This window comes from Lactobacillus colini (genome assembly GCF_017874575.1).
Classification (GTDB): Bacteria; Bacillota; Bacilli; order Lactobacillales; family Lactobacillaceae; genus Lactobacillus; species Lactobacillus colini.
This window is the reverse complement of record NZ_JAGGLU010000011.1, coordinates 49,974-70,896: the sequence shown is the minus strand read 5'-3', so window position 1 is coordinate 70,896 and position 20,923 is coordinate 49,974. Positions and strand designations below refer to the sequence as shown.

Here is a 20,923-nt window from a genome sequence, read left to right as displayed (position 1 = left end):
ATCAGAAACAAAATAAAGGAGTTAATTGAATATGAAACTAGATTACAAAAAATTAGCCCAAGAAAAGAAAGAAGATATTCTCAAAGATTTAGAAGAATTAATTGCAATTGATTCTTCTGAAGACTTAGAACACAAAAGTAAAACCTATCCTGTAGGCCCTGGTGCTGCTAAAGCTTTGGCAAAATTCTTAGAATTTGCCCAACGTGATGGCTTTGATACTGAAAATTTTGATAATTATGCCGGTAGAATTAACTTTGGTGAAGGTCAAAAGCGCCTTGGAATCATCGGTCATATGGATGTTGTTCCTGGTGGCGATGGCTGGGATAGCGATCCATTCAAGATGATGATCAAAGATGGCAAAATTTACGGTCGTGGCAGCTCTGATGATAAAGGACCATCTCTTGCAGCTTACTATGCAATGCTAATCTTAAAAGAAAACGGCTTTAAACCTAATAAGAAGATTGACTTTGTTTTAGGTACTAATGAAGAAACTAACTGGGTAGGTATAGATTACTACCTAAAGCACGAACCAACTCCAGACATGGCATTTTCACCTGATGCAGAATTTCCAATTATCAATGGTGAACAAGGAATTGTAACCTTAAAGTTAGACTTTAAAGAAGACCTATCTGAAGGTGATGTAAAATTATTTGCCTTCAATTCAGGTACTGCTTCAAACGTAATTCCTCATACTGCTCATGCCCTTATCGAAGCAGATAACTTATCTGAAATCAAAGACAAATTTGAAAGCTTTCTTAAAGATCATAACCTTGAGGGTAAATTTGAGTTAGTTAGTGGTCAAGCTGAATTGACTTTAGTTGGCCATGGTGCACATGCTTCTGCCCCTGAAACTGGTAGAAATGCCGCTACTTACCTTGCTAGCTTCTTAGATAGCTTAGACTTCGCTGGTCAAGCCAAAAACTTTATCCACTTCTTAGCTAACGTTGAGCATAAAGACTTTAAAGGTAAGAATTTAGGTATTTTCCATCATGATGACCTAATGGGCGACTTGGTAAGTTCACCATCCGTATTCAAATTTGATGACCAAGATGCCTATATCTTAAATAATGTTCGCTTCCCACAAGGTACTAATGCCGAAAAGATGGTCGACCAAGTTAACGAAAAGTTTAGCGATATTTTAGTTGCTAGTGTATCTGGACGTGAAGAAGAACCTCACTATGTACCAGGTGACGATCCAATAGTTAAAACACTTTTGTCAGTTTATGAAAGACAAACTGGCAAAAAAGGTCACGAAACAGTTATCGGTGGTGGTACTTATGGTAGATTATTTGAACATGGTGTTGCCTTTGGTGCTCAACCTGAAGATGCTCCATTAGTAATGCACCAACCTAACGAATACATGAAAGTTAATGACCTAATTGATTCAATAGCAATCTATGCAGAAGCAATTTATGAACTAACAAAATAAAATATTAATAATTTCGTAACAAGAGCAGTCAAAAGATTGCTCTTTTTTCTGCTATAATTAAGAGAAAAAATAAACTCATCAAAAAAGGATCTGTATTTGTGCAAAAATTAAAAGAAAAAATACATAACTTTTTATTCTCCGGTCCTAAAGTGTCTCACTTAGAACACGAGTCCGAAGAAGATAAAGTATCTTTTTATAGTAGTATCACCTATCTAACCTTGCACCGCGTTTTTCACTATTTCATAGTGGGAATTGTCTTTCTAATTTTTATTTTAGTAGGCTTCGGTGGTGGTTATGCCTTAGGGATCGTGCGTCAACAATCTATTCCGACAGTTAAGCAATTAAGTCAACAGATTAATCATTCAGCTAACTCAGCTACTCTTTATTATGCAGACAATCAAAAAATTGCTACAGTTACTCCAGATACAAAAGTAATTAAGGCTTCCAGCAGTGAATTGACTCCTTTAATAAAAAAAGCTGTAACCGCGACTGAAGATGAAACTTTTTATAAACATCATGGTGTCTTGCCTAAATCAATTGTTAGAGCAGTAATATCAGAACTATTAGGCATTGGTGTGCAAACTGGTGGATCGACCTTAACTCAACAATTGGTTAAGATGCAATTTTTGACTAGTCAAACTACCTGGCGGCGTAAAATTACCGAAATGCTATATGCTCGGAAGCTAGAGAATCATTTTTCTAAGGAACAAATTATTACTGCTTATCTAAATGCCGCACCTTATGGTAAAAACAATAGCGGTCAAAATATCACTGGAATTAAAACAGCCAGTGAAGGTATTTTTGGTAAGTCAATTAAGGATCTGAGTCTGCCTCAAGCAGCTTTCTTAGCAGGATTGCCACAAAGCCCATCTGTTTATACACCATTTAATTCTAATGGCGAAGTAAAAAAAGATCTAAGCTTAGCAATGAGGCGTAAAGATATTGTTTTATTTAGAATGTACCGTAATGGGGACATTACTAAATCTCAATATCAAAATGCTAAAAAATATGACTTAAAAAAAGACTTCTTGAAACCTACAGTTGCACCAGAAGTTAAAAAGCAAAATAGTTATCTTTACAATCTTGCCTTTAACAAGGGGATGGATATTTTAACCAATTACCTCATTAGACAAGATAACTTAAAAGTTTCTGACGTTAAAAAAGATACTAACCGCTACAGTCAGTATCAAAATAACGCCTACCAACTTCTACACCAAAAAGGTTACCAAATTCATACAACTATTAATAAATCTCTTTACAGTGAGGTCAACAAGATAGTCAAAAATACTAATCTGGGTGAAGACCATACAAGTGTTGACTACAACTCTTCTACTAATAAATGGACTAATACTACTGAACATGTCCAAAATGGTACTGTTGTAATTGATAATGCTACCGGCAAGGTATTAGCCTTTAGCGGTGGCGTGGATTTTGAAAATTCACAGACTAACCATGCTTTTGATACTTACCGCTCACCTGGTTCATCTATCAAACCATATTTGGTATATGCACCAGCTATCGAAAACAATATTATTTCTAGTCAAACAGCTTTAGCGGACTTTCCAACTCACTTCGGTAAATACATACCAACTGATTACAACTCAACTGTTCAAAATAAATTTGTTTCAGCTCAAGAAGCCTTAGCTAAGTCTTATAACCTACCTGCAGTTAACCTTTATAGCCGTTTACGTTCTAGCGGATTGAATCTAAAGTCTACTATGAATAAGCTAGGCTTAAGTTTAACTAATAATGAATATAAGAGCCTAGGCATAGCCTTAGGTGGGACAGATTATGGATTTTCAGTAGCTGACAATGCGAGTGCCTTTTCTAACTTTTACAATGATGGTAAACGCGCAAGTGTCTACTACATAGATAAAGTTACCGATCCTTCAGGCAAGGTAATCTACAAGCATAAGCAAAAGACCCAGAGAGTTTACTCATCTGGTACTGCTTATATTATGCAGAAGATGTTGCGCCAAGTTGTTAAGACAGGTACAGCTTCAGCTTTAAATGGTCTTTTGGATTTTGACGATTCAACTTTAATTGGTAAGACCGGTACTAGTAATGACTACCGTGATATCTGGTTCAATGGTTCTACTCCTGGGATTACTATTTCTAGTTGGATCGGTTACGATAATTATTATGGTCATACCTATAACCTTAACTCGAGTTCAAGTACAACTAATTTAACTCTGTGGGCTAATATTGCCAATGCTCTATATAGGACTGACCCAAGTATCTTTAAAATTGATGCTGTCAGTGCTCAGCCAGCATCAGTTAAGCGTTCCACAGTCTTAAAGGAAACTGGCACATTGCCTGGAACTGTTAGTTGGAACAATCAAGATATAACACTTGATGGCGAAACCACAACTGCTCTCAGTTTAAAGGCAGCATCACCAGCAAGTGCTGAATTTGGTATTGGTGCTTCAAATAAGAATTATGACCTCTTCTATAACCACTACCAAGGTCAAAGCAATAAATATGGTGAAATACTGCTTTACACTGGTAAGACAATCTCTAAGAATACTAAGAACATTGATAGTTTATTTGTCAGCTTAGGTAGCTCCAAAAAATCTTCTGAAGAATCTAGTTCAAGCCGACGAAGTTCTAGTCAAAGCTCTAATAATAATGTATATTCAAATACAGGCAACTCAAGAAATTAACCTTGTTTAATCATAAAAAGCATTGGTAATTTTAATATAATCCCATCTCTATAGGTAGTTTAAATATCGAACTTATCCATAGGGATGGGATTTTCCACCTAAAGTCAAGTAAGATCAGTATTTTCGATAAACTTATTGACCCCAAATTTTAAGAAAGCAAATTATACATGAATAAAACAACTAAAAATTTAAAGGTTATTGAAAACATACTAAACAAAGCATTCACAGAGGAAGAATATTATATCGTAGACTTTGTCCCATTTACCTTTCCTAATCCAGATTATGCAGATCTAGAAAATTACTTGGATAAAAACTACAAAAAGTAATTTTCTAAAAAGATTATTTTCGTGCTATATAGTCTGATGTTTTACTATGATAGTCACTTATATTTAGAATGGGAAATTGCAGAGCCACCTTTTCCCCAATATCATAAAAAAGATTTAAGAAACTACGATTTAGATAAACTGGATAAATTAATCTCTAACTATATTCTTGAAAACATAGACGGTATTTACCTACTGTTTAAAAACTCTGAAAATGATCATTCTGTAATGTGCATCCAAGGTGGATATGATGTTCAGTTCTATCATGTTAAAAACAAAACACTAGAGTACATTAGCGAATTGATAAAAAGCCAAGGTCTATTTATAAAGAAGATCATCCCTGATCCTGAAGATTAAGAATTTTTTGATTATGTAAACTTAGCTGAACAATATTAATAGGATTTAATGATTTTAAGAGCTGCATTCGTGCAGTTCTTTTTTATAGGCTATTTTGATAGTTTTACTGAATAATATGTACAATTAGCACAGTGAATCAAATGTGAATTGAAACACAAACAAAAAGTCAGTTCAAATTAATGAACTGACTAGAAGTAATCTTTTCATATTTTGACTGCCTACTTGACTAAGGTCGTATCAAAAACTGGTTGATCCGATAAAATAGACAATTATTTGTTTAGTGTAGTTTGACCATATTGTAATGTGTAACCTAAAGAAATGTGCTTCTCGTCAAGCTCTTCTTTATTCATTAATTTAGTTAACATTCTCATTGCAACTGCACCAATATCATAAAGAGGTTGTTGAACTGTAGTTAAATGTGGTCTTACTACCTTAGCAATATTAGTAGACGTTGCTGAAACAATCTCTAATTGTTCAGGAATCTTTATTCCCTTGTCGGTTAAGGCATTAACCAGTCCAGCAGCAGGCAAATCTCTAGTTACCATTATAGCATCAACATTATCTGCTAATAATTTATCTGCTAATTCATAACCATCTTCGTAGCTAGTAATATGGTCATAAACGTTAGCTGCTCCCAGATTATTCTTTTCTAAAAATTCTTTATAATAGACGATACGATTACCTTTATTAATAAATGCACCTTCATCTCCTACTGCCAAGGCAAGCTTTCTCTTACCATCTTTATAAAATAGATTGAAAACATCATTTTCAGCAGTCTTAAAGTCGATTGATACACTGCCGAATTCATTACTCTCATCAATAGTACCAGCTAGAACAACTGGCGTATTAGTTCTAGCAAATGCCTCACGTGCCTTATTAGACATACTGTTAGACATATAAATCACACCATCAACTTGCTTATTCAAAAGTCCTTGAATAACCTTTTCTTCAGAGAGTAAGTTATTCTCAACACTGGATAAAATAATATTATACTTGTACATTGATGCAATGTCATCGATTCCTTTAGACAACTCTGCAAAGTGTAAATTAGTCAAGCCCGGAACAATTAAACCAACTGTAGTAGTTTTTTTAGAAGCAAGTCCTTGTGCCACAGCATTAGGCTGATAGTGTAAGCGTTCAATAACTGCAGAAACCTTATCGCGAGTTTCCTTTCTAACATTAGTATTACCATTAACAACTCGAGAAACAGTAGCCATTGATACCCCAGCTTCACGAGCTACATCATAAATTGTTACTTCTTGTTTTTGCATAATTACCATCCTCGTATTATAAAATTGTTATCAATAATAATTCACTAATTAGGTGATTCTAATTCTTCATGACTTGCTAAATCTTATTATAACTTATCAAGAAAATAATTTTAGTGCAAGCGTTTGCCAATAAAATACTTAATTCTTAAGCAAAATGTGTTATACTCACCTATAATTAGACAAGAATCTATTATACTAGAAAAAGGTGAATTTATGAATTTAGATAAATTAAGTCAGTGGCTGATTACCACTAATACCGATGTCGCATACATCTCTGATCCAATTAGCATTAATTATTTCACAGGTTACAGCATGGAACCTCACGAAAGAATTTTTGCTTTAATTGCATTTAAGGATAAGCCTGCATTTATTTTTGCTCCAGAATTAAATGTTGAAGAAGCTAAAAATTCCGCCTGGAATGGCGACGTTTATGGCTATCTTGATCATGAGAACCCATGGGCAAAGATTGCCGAATTAATTAAGAAGCGTGTCGATCCTAAAAAGATTGCCGTAGAAAAAGAGCATCTTTCTGTTGTTCGACTTGAATATTTACAACAAGCCCTATCAGATTCTGATTTTAGTGGTAATGTTTCACCATTTATCGCTAAGAGCCGCCTAATTAAGACTGATGAAGAAGTAGAGCAACTCAAAAAAGCTGGTCAAGAAGCCGACTTTGCCTTCCAAATTGGCTTTAACGCTCTAAGAAATGGTGTAACTGAGCGATATGTTGCCGGTCAAATTGACTACCAATTAAAGCTTCAAAAGGGTGTAATGCATACTAGTTTTGAAACTATCGTTCAAGCAGGTAAAAATGCAGCTAACCCGCACCTCGGTCCAACTATGAATACGATTCAACCTAATGAACTCGTTTTATTTGATTTAGGTACTATGCATGAAGGTTATGCCTCTGATTCAAGTAGAACTGTTGCTTATGGTGAACCTACTGAAAAAGAAAAAGAAATTTACGAAATTGACCGTCAAGCTCAACAAGCTGCTATTGAAGCAGCTAAGCCTGGTATCACCGCTAGCGAATTAGATGCTGTAGCTCGCGATATTATTACTAAGGCTGGTTATGGTGAATACTTTATTCATCGCTTGGGACACGGTATTGGAATGAATGTTCACGAATACCCACAGATTATGGAAGGTAACGATATTGTCTTAGAAGAAGGCATGTGCTTTTCAATTGAACCTGGAATTTACATTCCAAACGTTGCAGGAGTTAGAATTGAAGATTGCGGCGTTGTTACTAAGAACGGCTTTGAAACGTTTACTAAGACTAGTAAGGAACTTAAGTATATTCCAGTTAAAGATTAATATACAAAAAACGGAGGTAGCTCAACTACTTCCGTTTTTTGTAATTAATTTATCTAATTAATTGTATTGTAAAAAATAATTTAATTATTTGCAGTTTCTGAACTCTTTAAATCATCAACTGTTTCTTGATTTTCTTTTTCATCACTGCCAAGATCTTTATTAGTGTCATCAATTACAATATCATCAAAATCTCTGAGTTCTGAATCATCTTCAATATTGTTAGGAAATGAAGATAATTGCGTCTTGATTGCTTCAGTACCCTTGTCATACTTCTTCTTTAAATCTTGCAACTTATCATTGTCGCGAAGCTTTTCTTTAACTTCCTTAGTCTTTTCTTCTGGAATCAATAATGAGGCAGCAATTAAGCCAGCACCTAAACCAACAATACTACCTAAAATAAAACTCCCGGCTTTACTCATAATAATGTCTCCTTTTCAATTCTTAATTATTCTTGTCCCTTGCGACGCTTACGTCTAGCAAAAAGTCGACTAGCCAATGATGAAACAACACCAAAACTGGCATTAGTTGCACCAAGACCAGAGATACGACTAGCAACACGTCTTGATGAATCATTAATATCTGAAACACTTTCACCAAGATCAGCAGCTGCCTTGACTACAGGATCTAATTCCGCAACCTTCTCATTAACATCTCCTAGCAAAACATTAGTTTTAGCTAAAAGATCTTGGGTTTCGTCCATTAAGACATTTGCCTGTTGAGTCATCAGGTCAACACTCTTGTTAACCGTCTCAACAGTTGAGTTTAACTTCTTCATAGTCTTATTAGTGCTAATGAGTAGAGGTATAGTAAACAATACTAAAATTAAGAACGCAATAGCCGCAAGTAAACTTGCTAACGCACCAATAGAAATAGTCATGTTTTTTCCTCCATTATTTACTCTCTTATATGAAGTCTAGCATTATTTATTTTTTCAGGCAATGAATAGTCACCATGAATTTGTTATAATAGCAATACTAAAATCCAAAAGGAGGGCTTTTTTGAGTAATATTTCGTCGACTTTATTAAAAAATATTCAAAAAAAGAAAACCCAAGCTATTGATATTAATTGGGATGATATTGTTCACAATTTAGTTAGTAAGAGCTTTCAGTTAATTATCCTAAGTATAGTATTCTTTATTATTTGGCGAGTTGGGCAAAGAATAATTGATAATTACATCTTAAAAAATCCTCGCTATAGTAAAAAAATCTACGGTAGGAAAAGAACTATCTCAGAATTAGTATTTAATTCTTTTAAATATACGATTTTATTTTTTTATTTATATGAGTTATTAAGTATCCTAGGCCTGCCAGTCGGCACATTATTAGCCAGTGCTGGTATCTTATCCTTAGCCTTAGGTATGGGAGCACAGGGCTTTGTCAGTGACTTAGTGACCGGATTGACTATCTTAAGCGAAGGGCAATACGACGTTGGTGATACTGTATCAATTAACAACTATACTGGAACAGTGATTGGACTAGGTCTTAGGACTACTCGGCTTAAGGACTCCAACAATACAATTATTTATATACCTAATCGAGAAATTACAATAGTTGAAAATATTACTCGCGGTGGAATTGGATTCAATATTGACTTACAGGTAGCCAGCGATACCGATCTCAAGAAAGTTAATCAAGCAATTGATATTGCTAACCATAGTTTAAAGAATAAATTTATCCACCAAATAAAAAAGGGTCCTACTATTATCGGCCTAATTGAACAAAATAGCGATAGCTTAACCTACCGCATTCATTTTCAAATATTTTCAGCCAGTTATGAAGCAGCAATTAAGAATGCATACTTCTCTGCTTATATTAAAGAACTACAAAAAACAGAAATAAAATTAAGTTAGCAATAGAGGGATGTCTAAGTAGCATCCCTCATTTTTATTGCATATATTACTTTTGATCACTTTGAGATTTCATTTTTTCCCACCAATTAGGGAGCTCTACTACTAGCTTTCTCAAGGCTTGTCCTCGATGAGAAATAGCGTTCTTTTCTTTGACGCTCATCTCTGCAAAGGTCTTTCCTTTATCCGGAACAAAAAATAGAGGATCATAGCCAAAAGTGCCATCTCCACGAGGACTAGTTAAAATCTCTCCTCTTATTTCACCTTCAGTTACTAAGTCATCATCGAATTTTCCAGGCCAAGAAACAACCATTGTAGTATGGAAGGTTGCTGTACGCTCCTCTTTAACTACACCACCTAATTCAGCTAATAACTTAGCATTATTTCTCGCATCATTATGTGCCTCGCCGCCATAACGAGCAGAATATACACCTGGTGCTCCATTTAATTTATCAACGCACAATCCTGAATCATCAGCTAATGTTGGTAAATTACTAAATTCTGCCATTTGATGTGCCTTTAACTTAGCATTAGCCAAAAAAGTATTACCAGTTTCTAAAACATGTGGTGGATTATCTAAATCACGATTGGTAATCACTTTAATTGGAAAATTTATTGCCTTTAAAGCTGCCTCAACTTCTTTAGCCTTATTTTGATTATTTGTCGCAAATAATAATATATCCATAATTTCACTTCCTATACATGCTTCACTTTAAGTGTCTTATCATTCATCCAGTCACGAGCTAGCTTCTCAAAGTGAGCTGCATCCCCTGTAGTGTAATATTCATGCTTAACCGGTCCTTGACTAAACAGTCTATCACGTTTTAATACATTGTAAGTATATTGTGCTACTTGGTCAGCTGGATCAACAATCTTCTTATCCTTGCCAACTACTTCTGTGATTTCTTTTTGAAGCAATGGATAATGAGTACATCCCAAAACCAAAGTGTCATAGTCTATATTTTTCAACGGGACCAAACTTTCAGCTACTACCTGCTGTTTAATATCTTCTGCAGGATCTTCTTCAGCTAAAGGAGCCAGAGCTGGTTCACTAAATTCCTTAACTTCAATATCATTATTTCTAAATTTAATCTCTTTAAGATATGAATGACTTTCTACCGTTGCATGGGTAGCAATAACCGCTACTTTAGCTGTTGCAGTGGTTCTAGCAGCTGCTAGGGCCCCAGATTGGATAACTCCAATAATCTGCATTGGAACTTCCTTTTGAATAACTGACATTGCAGCCGCTGTTGCAGTATTACAGCCAAAAATAATTAACTTAACATCTTTACTTAAAAGAAACTTCACACTATCACGAGTTAAAGAGATAATTTCATCTCTGCTTTTATCACCATAAGGCATATTAGCTTGATCGCCAATAAAAACAGTTGACTCAGTGGGAATTTTTTCGATTACTTTCTTTAAAACAGTTAACCCACCAGAACCTGAATCTAATACACCAATTGGACGATTATCCATATTATTCTCCTTTAATAGTTAGATTTTTGTAAATTCTCTTTTCTACTGTACTCATTTTAGGTTAAAATACAAAAGAACACAAAAGGAAATGAATAGCATGACAGAATCAACAGAACATATTTACTTTATCAATTCACTATATCGCGACTTTCTCTTTCCGACAATTTTAGGAAAAGATAATAGCGAGATTTTATATTGGGCAGGAAAGCACATTAGTCGTAAGTATGCCCTCTCAACTATTGAAGATTTAACTGATTTTTTCAATACTGCTGAGTTTGGCACTTTAGAACTAATAAAGAATAAAAAGCACTACTCCCTGTTTAAACTCAGTGGACAATCAGTTTCTGATCGTTTAGACAGCGATAGTCATGAATTTTCACTAGAGAGTGGAATTATTGCAGAATGTCTTCAACGTCATTCCGGTCACGTTACTGAAGCCTCTGCAACTGTCCACCCTAAAGAACACTATGTTGAAATTACTGCACAATTTGATTAAAAAAGGCTTAGCATTATGCCAATGTCATCAATTAAGACACTGACTTATGCTAAGCCTTTTATATTTAATCAGTATATTGTTCTAAGATACTTGCTAATTTCTCCTTAGGAGTAAAACCGGTTAAACGGTCAACTATCTTACCATCCTTTTTAATTAATAAAGTAGGGATAGCCATAATTCCTAAATTCTTAGCTGTTTCTTGGTTCTTGTCTACGTCCATTGAAGTAAACTTAACATCATCCATTTCTTCTGACAATTGTTCAACTACTGGTGTTTGCATCTTACATGGACCACACCAAACAGCCCAAAAGTCAGTTAAAACGACACCTTCACTAGTTTCTTCTTCAAAAGTTGCATCTGTAATTTCATCAATCATAGTAATTACCTCTCAAAACTTCTTTAATCTTAATTATTAGTTTAAATCGCATACTTACTTTTTGCAAGTAATATGCTTATTTAAAGTGAACAATTGTTGCACCAGTTCCGCCTTCATTTGCCGGTGCAAAATCGAAATCCTTTACATGTCGATTGCGCTTAAGAAATTTTTGGACACCTGTTCTAATTGCGCCAGTTCCGATACCGTGAATGATTGTAACTGTGCTCAACCCTGCCAAAAGTGCTGAATCAATATAACGGTCTAAGTTGGTTAAGGCTTCCTCATAACGTTGACCACGCAAATCTAGCTCACTGCGAACATTATTAGAGCGCAAACCACGTGATGAGCGAACTGATACTTGCTCTTTTTTAGGCTTAGGCACAGCTGATTTTTCAATATCACGATCAGAAACTTTTACCTTCAATATTCCTATTTGAACTTCATAATCATGGTCACCCAGCTTCTTAGTCACTGTTCCCATTTGACCATAAGAAAGAACTTTAACACTGTCTCCTACCTTAACATTGTGACGACGTTTCTCACGTTGAAGCACCTTATTATGAATAAGATTTTTGTTTTCACGTTCAAGAGCATTTAATCCGCCTTTAGCTTCAATAACCTTATTAGTCTTAACTTGACCTCCCGCGCGACGTTGCTGCTCTAAATCACTAATAATTTTGTCTGCTTTTTTACGTTTATTAGCTAACATCTCGTCAGTTTTCTTTTGTGCTTGTTCAAGTTGCTTTTTGACTTGTTGATTATACCAATCAAGTCCATCTTGAAGTTTTTTCTTTAAGCTAATACTACGATTAAGGTTAGCAATCATTTCCTGACGATAAGATTCGGCATCTTTAGTCTGCTGGCTCAACCGCTCAATCATTTTGTTAATATCGTTATCTTCGTCTTTAATTAAGCTTTCGGCATTTTTTACAACTGAATCATTCATTCCTAGCTGTCGCACAATTGCAAAAGCATTACTTTGACCTGGAATTCCAATTCTCAACTTATAAGTTGGCGATAAAGTCTTAATATCAAATTCCATTGAAGCATTTGTAGTTCTGGGACGATTATAGCCGTAAAGCTTCAACTCTGGGTAATGAGTCGTAATAGCTATTTTAGCGCCTGTATCGCGCAAATAATCAAGAATAGAGATAGCTAAGCTTGCACCTTCTTCTGGATCAGTACCAGCACCTAATTCATCAAGCAATACCAGATCTTGATTATTAACTTTTTTCATGATACTGATAATTTGATCCATATGAGAAGAAAAAGTACTTAGTGATTGTTCAATTGATTGCTCATCACCAATATCAGCATAAATTTCATTAAATACTCCTAATTGGCTGCCTTCTTGAGCGGTTACAAATAAGCCAGATTGGGCCATCAATTGTAACAAGCCCAAGGTCTTTAAGGTTATTGTCTTACCACCTGTGTTAGGTCCTGTAATTAGCATGGTATCAAAACTTAAACCTAGTTCAATGTCGTTAGCAACAACTTTTTGTGGATCAATTAAGGGATGTCTTGCTTGTCGCATTTTTACCTGATGATTCTTATTTAGGATTGGCTCAGTCGCCTTCATTGCCTTAGCTAACTTGCTTTTAGCACTCAAAAAATCTAACTTAACTAAAGCTTGAGCATTAGCTAAGATCTCATCCTGATAGTCACGTGCTAGCTCAGATAAATGTCTTAAAATTCGTCTAATTTCTTGGTGTTCTTGCGCTAATAGATTCTGTTGACGATTATTCAAGCTTAAAACAGCTTGTGGTTCAATAAAGAGCGTCTGACCACTGGCACTTTGATCGTGCACTACACCACCAAATTTATTTTTGTATTCTTGCTTAACAGGAATTACATAACGTCCATCCCTAATGGTTACAATACCTTCTGAAAGATATTGACTAGAGCTGCCCTTGATATATCCTTCCATTCGATTTTTGATTTCAATTTCATTAGCTTGCATATCATGGCGTATTCTAGCTAATTCTGAAGATGCTGTATCTAAAAGCGTCCCATCAAATTCAAGAGCTTGACTTAATTGGTGCAATAAATCCTCTGAAATATCCAAATTTTCAAGAAAATTGCTAATTGGATCTACTTCAATCTCACGCTCTTTTAAATCACTGGTGAACCTATCTACATCCCTAGCCAAACTTAAAATCAACAAGATATTGCCTAATTCTTTGGCATTTAAGTCAGCCTTAACTTTTAAGCGTTTAACACTTGGCCGAACATCATTAAAATCCGTTAATGGCAAAGGTCCCTTAATACGTAGAATATTAGATAAGACTCTTGTCTGGGCTATTGCCTGTTTAACAGCATCATAGTCACTGCTTGGCAATAGCTCAAGTGACATTTTCTTTGCAGGGGTAGTAATTGCATAATTACTAAGCTGTTGAGTAATATTTTTATATTCTAATTTTTCAATAATTTTTGAATTCATTATTTTCACCTAACAAAAAGGTCCCTTACCTGGGGACCTCTTCTTAAACTGATGTTATAAACAAATGCGTAAATAAGCTTGAGATTCCTGGAGAATATCGCAAAATACTATTCGCTAATAAAGAGTGTCCTAAGGCGCTTTGCAAAGGATCTGAAGGAATCGTAGCTAAAATAAACAATAACAAACATAAAGTAATTGCTGTAACAATTAAGGCTACCAATACACTACCCCAGATATTAATCGCTGGGGTTACATCAGCATATTGTATATTATCAAAGCCAACCATAACTAGCCGCCATATCAAAAAGCAAACTAGTAATATTGCCGTAAAGCCAACTGCAGCATAGAAAGACTTATCTAAAGTCAAGCCTGTCGTTTGATCAAAAAAAGCAAATGTGCTCTTATCACTAGCAGATGGGTAAGGGACCCACATGCTTAAAAAATTCCCTATTGGTCGGTATAACAAACTGGCAATAATAAAGCTTACTAAATAACCAGCTGCCATCATTCCTTCATAAATTAAGCCACGTCGATAGCCTACATAGCAGCAATAAATAAAAACTAATATTAAGAAAAAAGAAAACATAATTCATCCTTTATGCAAAAAAAGACTAGCTAAGCCAGTCTTTTTTTGAAGGTTATTCACCACTCAAGCGTTCATCTGACAAAAAAGTATTCAAGACACCTTGAACCATATTCCATTCATCATCATCTTCAATTTCATGCAAATCAGAGCTAGTTACCTCGCCATCTTCATCTGCATCATAACTGAAAGCTTGAACTTCGACATCTTCTCCTTCACCCACAGCATCTGGATATAGCAATACATATGACTTGCCATAGTCATCAGATGTAAAGGTAAAGAGAACATCAAATAACTCTTCATTGCCATCTTCATCAATCAAAGTAATTTGACTATCCATTTGGTCTACGTTTAACTTTTCGCTCATATCTAATCCTTTCGTATTGTCTCTAAATAATTTTGTAAAATTAGTACTGCAGCCATTTGATCGATGACCTTCTTACGATCATGGCGGTCATGCATCCCCGCCTGCTCAACTAAAATGCGATTTGCTTCAATAGTAGTCAAGCGCTCATCACTATAATGGATCGGCAAGCCAAACTTAGCCTCTAAACGCTTACCATAGTTGCGACTTCGCTGCACTGAACGTCCTTCACTGCCGTCCATATTCTTAGGCAGCCCTAATACAAAACCATCTACATTATATTCTCGAACTAGTCGTCGAATACGGCGCATTCCAAAGTTAAATTTAGATTCATCAATTGGAATCGTTTCAACTTCCTGAGCAGTAATTCCCAAAGGATCACTTATAGCTACTCCTACAGTCTTACTGCCGATATCTAAACCTAGTAGTCGCATTACTTATCTTTTCCTAAATAGCTCTTTACTAATTCTTCAATAATTTCATCACGTTCGTGCTTCAAGATCAAATTACGGGCATCATTGTGACGAGGAATATATGCTGGGTCGCCGGAAAGTAAGTAGCCCACAATTTGGTTAATTGGGTTATATCCCTTCTCTTCCAATGCAGCATATACATCCTGCAAAGTATCGTATACATTCTTACCCTTATTTTGATTAAAGTCGAAGTGCATTGTCTTGTCTAGCGAACTCATAAAAAATTCCTCCTATCCTCCTAATTTTACTTGAAATATGAACTTAACTCAATTAATTTTGTTTATCTTCTACTTCTTGTAGTACTTTTGCAATAGCTTGCTTTAATCCAGCTGGATTTTTACCACCTGCTTGAGCCATATTAGGACGACCACCGCCGCCACCACCAAAGATAGGGGCAGCAATTTTAATTAAGTCACCAGCCTTAAGACCTAACTTAATTGCCTTATCATCTAAACTGATAATCATGTTAGCCTTAGCGCCAATTTGGGCACCTAAAACCAAAACATCAGACTTATTAGCACTCTTCCAATTATCTGAAAGTTCACGTAAGTCATTCATACCTTCTACATCAGCTAATTTAGCAATTACGGTTAAATCTTTTACTTGCTTGACGTCATTAAATAAGTCGCCAGCCTTAGCTTGGTTGATTTGTGCCTTTAATTGCTCAACTTCTTTTTGGCTATTGCGTAAGTCAGATTCAATTGAATCAATCTTAGATTCTACATCTTCAACCTTAGTTGCCTTAACTTCCTCTTGAATAGCCTTTAAGATATTATCACGTTCAGTTACATAGTTATAGGCTTGAGGACCTGTTACAGCAATAATTCTACGGGTTCCTGCACCAACAGCTGATTCAGAAACAATCTTTAACATTCCAATTTGGTCAGTATTTTCACAGTGAGTACCACCACAGAATTCAGTTGAAAAGTCATCAATTTGGACAACACGAACACTGTCACCGTACTTCTCACCAAATAAAGCTAAGGCGCCCATCTTCAAACCGGTATCTGGATCAGTTACTGTAGTTTTAACTGGAATTTCTTGCCAGATTTTTTCGTTGACTAACTTTTCAACAGCAGCAATTTCTTTCTTAGTCATTGGCTCTAAACTAGTAAAGTCAAATCTTAAGTAATCAGGTTCAACTAAAGAGCCTGCCTGATGAGTGTGAGTACCTAAAACTTCACGAAGAGCTGCATGGAGCAAGTGAGTGGCAGTATGGTTGTGCTTCAAGCCTCGACGACGCTTCTGATCAACCTTAAGAACATATTCTTCACCCTTATTAAGAGGTAAAACAATATCTACAAAGTGCAAGTTTTGATCATTAGGCGCATGTTGTACATCGGTTACGCGAGCAACTAATTCACCTTTTTGATTTAAAATTTCACCATGATCTGCTACTTGACCACCGCGTTCAGCATAAAATGGTGTCTTATCAAAGATTAAAGTTGCAGTTTCACCATCAGCGCTATCAACTAGCTCATCATCTACAACAATATCAATTAATTTGGCATGTTTTTCTTCTAAAACGCCATACTCAAATTCACTCTTGTCCTTAATATTCATTAAGGTTTCATCTTGTGAACCCATTGATTGCAAATTACCACGAGCTTTACGAGCACGTTCTTTTTGGGCTTTCATTTCTTCGTCAAAGCCGTCTTTGTCAACCCTTAAGCCAGCGTCTTGAGCCGCTTCAAATGTTAATTCGTATGGGAAGCCATAAGTATCGAATAACTTAAAAGCATCCTTACCAGAGATAGTCTTTTCATTGCTGTTCTTAGCTTCTGCAATTAAATTATCAAGCAAGTTCAGACCAGATGAAAGCGTAACTTGGAAGCGTTCTTCTTCATTCTTGATTACTTTTTGAATAAATGATTGTTGGTCAGTGACTTCTGGATAATGGCTCTTCATAATCTCGCCAACTATAGGTACTAACTTATATAAGAAGGCCCCTTTAATACCTAAGCGTTGACCATTTAAGTCTGCTCGTCTAATTAAGCGACGCAAAACATAGCCACGTCCTGAATTAGATGGCAGAGCACCATCTGCAATGGCAAAACTTACAGCGCGAATGTGGTCTGCAATAATCTTAAAGGCAACATCATCTTCCTTAACCTTGCCATATGACTTACCATCACTTAACTTTTCAGTTTCACGAATAATTGGCATGAACAAGTCTGTTTCAAAGTTAGTTGGTGCATCTTGAATAATTGAAACAACACGTTCCAATCCCATACCGGTATCAATGTTCTTATGTGGTTGGTCAACATATTTACCATTTGGCAAGTGATTAAATTGTGAAAATACGATATTCCAAATTTCAAGATAACGTGCATTTTCACCGCCGGGGAAGTTTTCTGGATCATCTTCGGCAACGTCATTGTTTTCTTGACCACGATCATAAAAGATTTCTGAATCTGGACCACACGGACCTTCACCAATATCCCAGAAGTTATCTTCTAACTTAACAATGTGGTCTGCAGGCAAACCAACAACTTCATGCCATAAACGATATGCTTCAGTATCTTTTGGATAAACAGTTACATATAGCTTATTTGGATCTAAACCTAACCATTTTGGACTAGTTAAAAATTCCCATGCCCAAGGAATAACTTCTTTTTTAAAGTAATCACCAACTGAAAAGTTACCCAACATTTCAAAGAAAGTTTGGTGACGTGCTGTTTTACCAACATTTTCAATATCATTAGTTCTAATTGACTTTTGAGAAGAAGTAATACGATGATTCTTAGGTACAACTGAACCATCAAAGTACTTCTTCATTGTAGCAACACCAGAATTAATCCACAGCAAAGTTGGGTCATCTTGTGGAATCAAAGAAGCACTTGGCATTACCATGTGACCTTTTTCTTTAAAAAAGTCTAAAAACATTTGACGAACTTGTGAGCTAGTCAATTCTTTCATTGCTGATCTCCTAATAAAATATAAAAACACTATTGCTAATACAAGGACGCTTCATGCGCGGTACCACCTTGATTGCAACAGTGCTTGTTACCTCTTGATATTTATTTCGTTATTTAAGATTTAGGGAGCATTCTTGAAACAAAACTAGACCTTTCTCACCATCTGATCTTCTCTTTGAAGTTTTGTTGACAAGAACATATCCTAAACTTCACTTATTTTACTACAAATTTTTTATTTTTAAAAGCTATTCACTATTACGTGCCCGATCCCGTTCACGCTTGCGCTTACGCTTAGCTTTACGCATTTGATGACGTTCTTCTAACTTACGTTTTTGTTGACGGTCTTTTTGAATTGCCTGTTTAATTTTCTTTTTGTAGCCTGGCTTGCGCTTTTTCTTAGCTTTCTTGACCATGCCAACTAAACGATTATCAAGCTTTTGACTACGTACACGACGATTATCACGGCGGTGATAGTGAGTTCTTTCAATTAACTCGCCATTCTTTAATTCTTTAAAGTTAAAACTAATGCCTAATTTTTCTAAGTCTTCAATATCAGACATTTCATCATCGTAAATTAATGTAATTGCATGACCTGGTAAATTATTTCTACCAGTTCTACCAATGCGGTGAATAACAAATTCCAAGTCTTTAGGAATTTCATAATTGATTACTAAGTTCACACCTTCAATATCAATGCCACGCGCAGCTAAATCACTGGCAACTACGTATTGATATTGACCTTGACGGACTTGGCGAATAATTCGCTTACGTTCTCTTTCGGTAATACCACCGTGAATCTTAGCAATCTTTAAGCCTTGACTTTCAAGATAGGCAGCTAATTCGTCAACTGTCTTCTTAGTATTAGCAAAAACTAAGGCTAAATATGGCTGACCCATAGTTAAAAGTTTGTATAACAATTGTTTTTTGTCTTTAGAGCCGACATCAATTAAGTCGTTAACAATTGTTGGCGCAATTACTGCTGGATTATCAATAATGATGAATTCAGGCTTAGCCATATACTTACGCAAAAAATTCTCTAGCTTGACTGGAATAGTTGCAGAAAAAGCTCCTAGAGTAACGCTTTTATTTAATTTAGCAATAACCTCATCCATTTGATGCAAAAAGCCCATGTCAAGTGTCATATCTGCTTCATCAATAATAAAGATTTTGACGTTTTCTAAATTAATAATCTTTTTAGAAGCAAAATCATGTAATCTACCCGGAGTTGCAATTATAAGTTGGGGAGATTTACTTGCGGCTTTTTCAATTTGGCGATTACGGTCATTTCCGCCACCAAGGTATTCAATAGAAATATTTAAATCGCTATTATCCCTCAATTGACGAGCAACCTTATATAACTGAGTAGCTAGTTCACGACTAGGAGCAGTTACGACTGCTTGAGTTACGGGTACTTGATCGTCAATCGTATTCAAGATAGGAATTAAATAAGCATGGGTCTTACCAGAACCAGTTGCAGCTTGAACTACTACATTTTTGGAATTTAAAATCTCTGGAATAACTTTTTCTTGTACTTCAGTTGGCTTTTTAAAATTAATTTTTTCGAGACCAGTTCTTAATTCTGACCTTAACTTTGGATTTTGAAAAATATTATTTGTTTGAGTCATGTTCTTTCCGATATTTCTTCGTTACTTCAACAACTTCCGCAAAAATTTGTTTTACTTCGTCCAAATCTTTGGCATTAGCACCACTTGCTAAAGCATGGCCACCACCATCATGTTGTTCGGCTAGATGGTTAATTACAGGTGCTTTGGAACGGTAATGTACACGATAAGTTCCATCAGACTTTTCTACAAATACATTCCAAGCAATAACATCCTTAATTCTTCCCGGAGTTGATACAGTTACAGATGCTTGATCGTCAGTAACACTAAGCTCTTTCAAATCTTGCTGTGTCAAAATGGCGTAGGCTGCACCACTTGGGTCTACTACCATTTCATCCATTGCCTTGGCTTGCAACTTAGCTTGTTCAAAAGTCACATCACTAATATTTCTAGCAATCTCAGTAATATTAATTCCAGTCTTAGCTAGTTGGGCAGCAATTTCAAATGTCTTAGCAGAAGTTTCTGGATACATAAATCTTCCAGTATCACCTACAATCCCTGCATACAATGGATAAGCAATATCTGCAGTAATCGCAATCTTCTCTGCATTCAAAAATTCTACAATAATCTGTGAAGCAGCAGGCGAATCTGGATCAACATAGCTCATATCTGCATATGGATCAACATCAGGGTGGTGGTCAATCTTAATTAAGAAATCACCTTTGTCATACATCTTATTAGAAACTCTAGGAGTATTAGCAGTATCAGTAGTAATTACCAAGGCGCCCTGATAATCAGCTGCTGTTACTTGATCCATAGTGTTGATCCAGGCTAAGTCGCCTTCGTCGTCTTCTCCAGCACATAAGATTCGCTTATCTGGAAATGTAGCTTTTAAAGCACGGGCAAGTCCTGCTTGTGAACCCAAGGCATCCGGATCTGGACTAGTATGCCTATGCAAAATAATTGTTGGGTATTCTTTGATTTTTGCATAAATTTCATCAAAAGTTGCCATAATTTATCCTTCT

General features: G+C 35.7%; 21 protein-coding genes. 7 read left to right on the top strand and 14 right to left on the bottom strand.

From position 1 onward, the window contains the following. Window positions 1-31: 31 nt before the first annotated feature. The 4 genes from pepV (at window position 32) to J2Z60_RS08745 (ending at window position 4,772) form a co-directional block, all read left to right on the top strand. Window positions 32-1,429, top strand: coding sequence for a dipeptidase PepV (gene pepV, locus J2Z60_RS08760; RefSeq protein ID WP_209687317.1), 1,398 nt, complete (start codon window positions 32-34; stop codon window positions 1,427-1,429). Window positions 1,430-1,527: 98 nt separating this feature from the next. After that, the gene (locus J2Z60_RS08755) at window positions 1,528-4,092 is read left to right on the top strand and encodes a transglycosylase domain-containing protein (protein ID WP_209687316.1); all 2,565 of its coding nucleotides are present in this window, start codon (window positions 1,528-1,530) and stop codon (window positions 4,090-4,092) included. A 167-nt stretch (window positions 4,093-4,259) separates the two neighbouring features. Beyond that, window positions 4,260-4,418: a hypothetical protein gene (locus J2Z60_RS08750; RefSeq protein ID WP_209687315.1), complete on the top strand. Its 159-nt coding sequence runs from the start codon at window positions 4,260-4,262 to the stop codon at window positions 4,416-4,418. 21 nt (window positions 4,419-4,439) lie between these two features. Beyond that, window positions 4,440-4,772: a hypothetical protein gene (locus tag J2Z60_RS08745; protein ID WP_209687314.1), complete on the top strand. Its 333-nt coding sequence runs from the start codon at window positions 4,440-4,442 to the stop codon at window positions 4,770-4,772. Window positions 4,773-5,041: 269 nt separating this feature from the next. On the opposite strand, the gene J2Z60_RS08740 is transcribed toward J2Z60_RS08745, so the two are convergent. Continuing rightward, window positions 5,042-6,043, bottom strand: coding sequence for a substrate-binding domain-containing protein (locus J2Z60_RS08740; RefSeq protein WP_209687313.1), 1,002 nt, complete (start codon window positions 6,041-6,043; stop codon window positions 5,042-5,044). Between the two features lie 213 nt (window positions 6,044-6,256). Here J2Z60_RS08740 and J2Z60_RS08735 point away from each other — a divergent pair, with 213 nt between their 5' ends. Further along, window positions 6,257-7,360, top strand: coding sequence for an aminopeptidase P family protein (locus J2Z60_RS08735; RefSeq protein ID WP_209687312.1), 1,104 nt, complete (start codon window positions 6,257-6,259; stop codon window positions 7,358-7,360). An 80-nt stretch (window positions 7,361-7,440) separates the two neighbouring features. Here J2Z60_RS08735 and J2Z60_RS08730 read toward each other — a convergent pair whose 3' ends face one another. Together J2Z60_RS08730 and J2Z60_RS08725 are read right to left on the bottom strand one after the other, a co-directional pair. Continuing rightward, window positions 7,441-7,779, bottom strand: coding sequence for a DUF1269 domain-containing family protein (locus tag J2Z60_RS08730; RefSeq protein ID WP_209687311.1), 339 nt, complete (start codon window positions 7,777-7,779; stop codon window positions 7,441-7,443). A gap of 26 nt (window positions 7,780-7,805) precedes the next feature. Continuing rightward, a complete protein-coding gene (locus J2Z60_RS08725; protein WP_209687310.1) occupies window positions 7,806-8,237 on the bottom strand; it encodes a DUF948 domain-containing protein in 432 nt (143 codons plus the stop codon). A 121-nt stretch (window positions 8,238-8,358) separates the two neighbouring features. Between J2Z60_RS08725 and J2Z60_RS08720 the strand changes: the two genes are divergently transcribed. Further along, complete coding sequence (locus J2Z60_RS08720; RefSeq protein WP_245328776.1) at window positions 8,359-9,210, top strand: mechanosensitive ion channel family protein; 852 nt, start codon at window positions 8,359-8,361, stop codon at window positions 9,208-9,210. 46 nt (window positions 9,211-9,256) lie between these two features. On the opposite strand, the gene J2Z60_RS08715 is transcribed toward J2Z60_RS08720, so the two are convergent. Together J2Z60_RS08715 and murI are read right to left on the bottom strand one after the other, a co-directional pair. Further along, window positions 9,257-9,892, bottom strand: coding sequence for an XTP/dITP diphosphatase (locus J2Z60_RS08715; protein ID WP_209687308.1), 636 nt, complete (start codon window positions 9,890-9,892; stop codon window positions 9,257-9,259). Window positions 9,893-9,903: 11 nt separating this feature from the next. Then, window positions 9,904-10,686, bottom strand: coding sequence for a glutamate racemase (gene murI / locus J2Z60_RS08710; RefSeq protein WP_209687307.1), 783 nt, complete (start codon window positions 10,684-10,686; stop codon window positions 9,904-9,906). Between the two features lie 97 nt (window positions 10,687-10,783). Here murI and J2Z60_RS08705 point away from each other — a divergent pair, with 97 nt between their 5' ends. Then, the gene (locus J2Z60_RS08705) at window positions 10,784-11,182 is read left to right on the top strand and encodes a YslB family protein (RefSeq protein WP_209687306.1); all 399 of its coding nucleotides are present in this window, start codon (window positions 10,784-10,786) and stop codon (window positions 11,180-11,182) included. 64 nt (window positions 11,183-11,246) lie between these two features. Here the strand turns inward: J2Z60_RS08705 and trxA are convergent, their stop codons facing one another. The 9 genes from trxA to J2Z60_RS08660 all read right to left on the bottom strand — a co-directional run bounded on the left by trxA (window position 11,247) and on the right by J2Z60_RS08660 (window position 20,910). Continuing rightward, window positions 11,247-11,558 carry a thioredoxin gene (gene trxA, locus J2Z60_RS08700; RefSeq protein ID WP_209687305.1) on the bottom strand — a complete coding sequence of 104 codons (312 nt, stop codon included), beginning with the start codon at window positions 11,556-11,558 and terminating at the stop codon, window positions 11,247-11,249. Between the two features lie 76 nt (window positions 11,559-11,634). Next, window positions 11,635-13,998, bottom strand: a complete 2,364-nt coding sequence (locus J2Z60_RS08695) for an endonuclease MutS2 (protein ID WP_209687304.1) — start codon at window positions 13,996-13,998, stop codon at window positions 11,635-11,637. Window positions 13,999-14,041: 43 nt separating this feature from the next. Further along, on the bottom strand, window positions 14,042-14,584 hold the full coding sequence (locus J2Z60_RS08690) for a CvpA family protein (protein WP_209687303.1): 543 nt from the start codon (window positions 14,582-14,584) through the stop codon (window positions 14,042-14,044). Window positions 14,585-14,636: 52 nt separating this feature from the next. Beyond that, a complete protein-coding gene (locus J2Z60_RS08685; RefSeq protein ID WP_209687302.1) occupies window positions 14,637-14,948 on the bottom strand; it encodes a DUF1292 domain-containing protein in 312 nt (103 codons plus the stop codon). A 2-nt stretch (window positions 14,949-14,950) separates the two neighbouring features. Next, the gene (gene ruvX / locus J2Z60_RS08680; RefSeq protein WP_209687301.1) at window positions 14,951-15,379 is read right to left on the bottom strand and encodes a Holliday junction resolvase RuvX; all 429 of its coding nucleotides are present in this window, start codon (window positions 15,377-15,379) and stop codon (window positions 14,951-14,953) included. Next, entirely contained in the window at window positions 15,379-15,636 is a 258-nt protein-coding gene (locus tag J2Z60_RS08675) for an IreB family regulatory phosphoprotein (protein WP_209687300.1), read from the bottom strand. The genes ruvX and J2Z60_RS08675 overlap by 1 nt, the downstream gene beginning before the upstream one ends. Window positions 15,637-15,688: 52 nt before the next feature. Next, window positions 15,689-18,337, bottom strand: a complete 2,649-nt coding sequence (gene alaS / locus J2Z60_RS08670) for an alanine--tRNA ligase (protein ID WP_209687299.1) — start codon at window positions 18,335-18,337, stop codon at window positions 15,689-15,691. Between the two features lie 244 nt (window positions 18,338-18,581). Beyond that, window positions 18,582-19,961 carry a DEAD/DEAH box helicase gene (locus J2Z60_RS08665; protein ID WP_209687298.1) on the bottom strand — a complete coding sequence of 460 codons (1,380 nt, stop codon included), beginning with the start codon at window positions 19,959-19,961 and terminating at the stop codon, window positions 18,582-18,584. Then, window positions 19,945-20,910 carry a DHH family phosphoesterase gene (locus tag J2Z60_RS08660; RefSeq protein WP_209687297.1) on the bottom strand — a complete coding sequence of 322 codons (966 nt, stop codon included), beginning with the start codon at window positions 20,908-20,910 and terminating at the stop codon, window positions 19,945-19,947. The genes J2Z60_RS08665 and J2Z60_RS08660 overlap by 17 nt, the downstream gene beginning before the upstream one ends. Window positions 20,911-20,923: the final 13 nt, after the last annotated feature.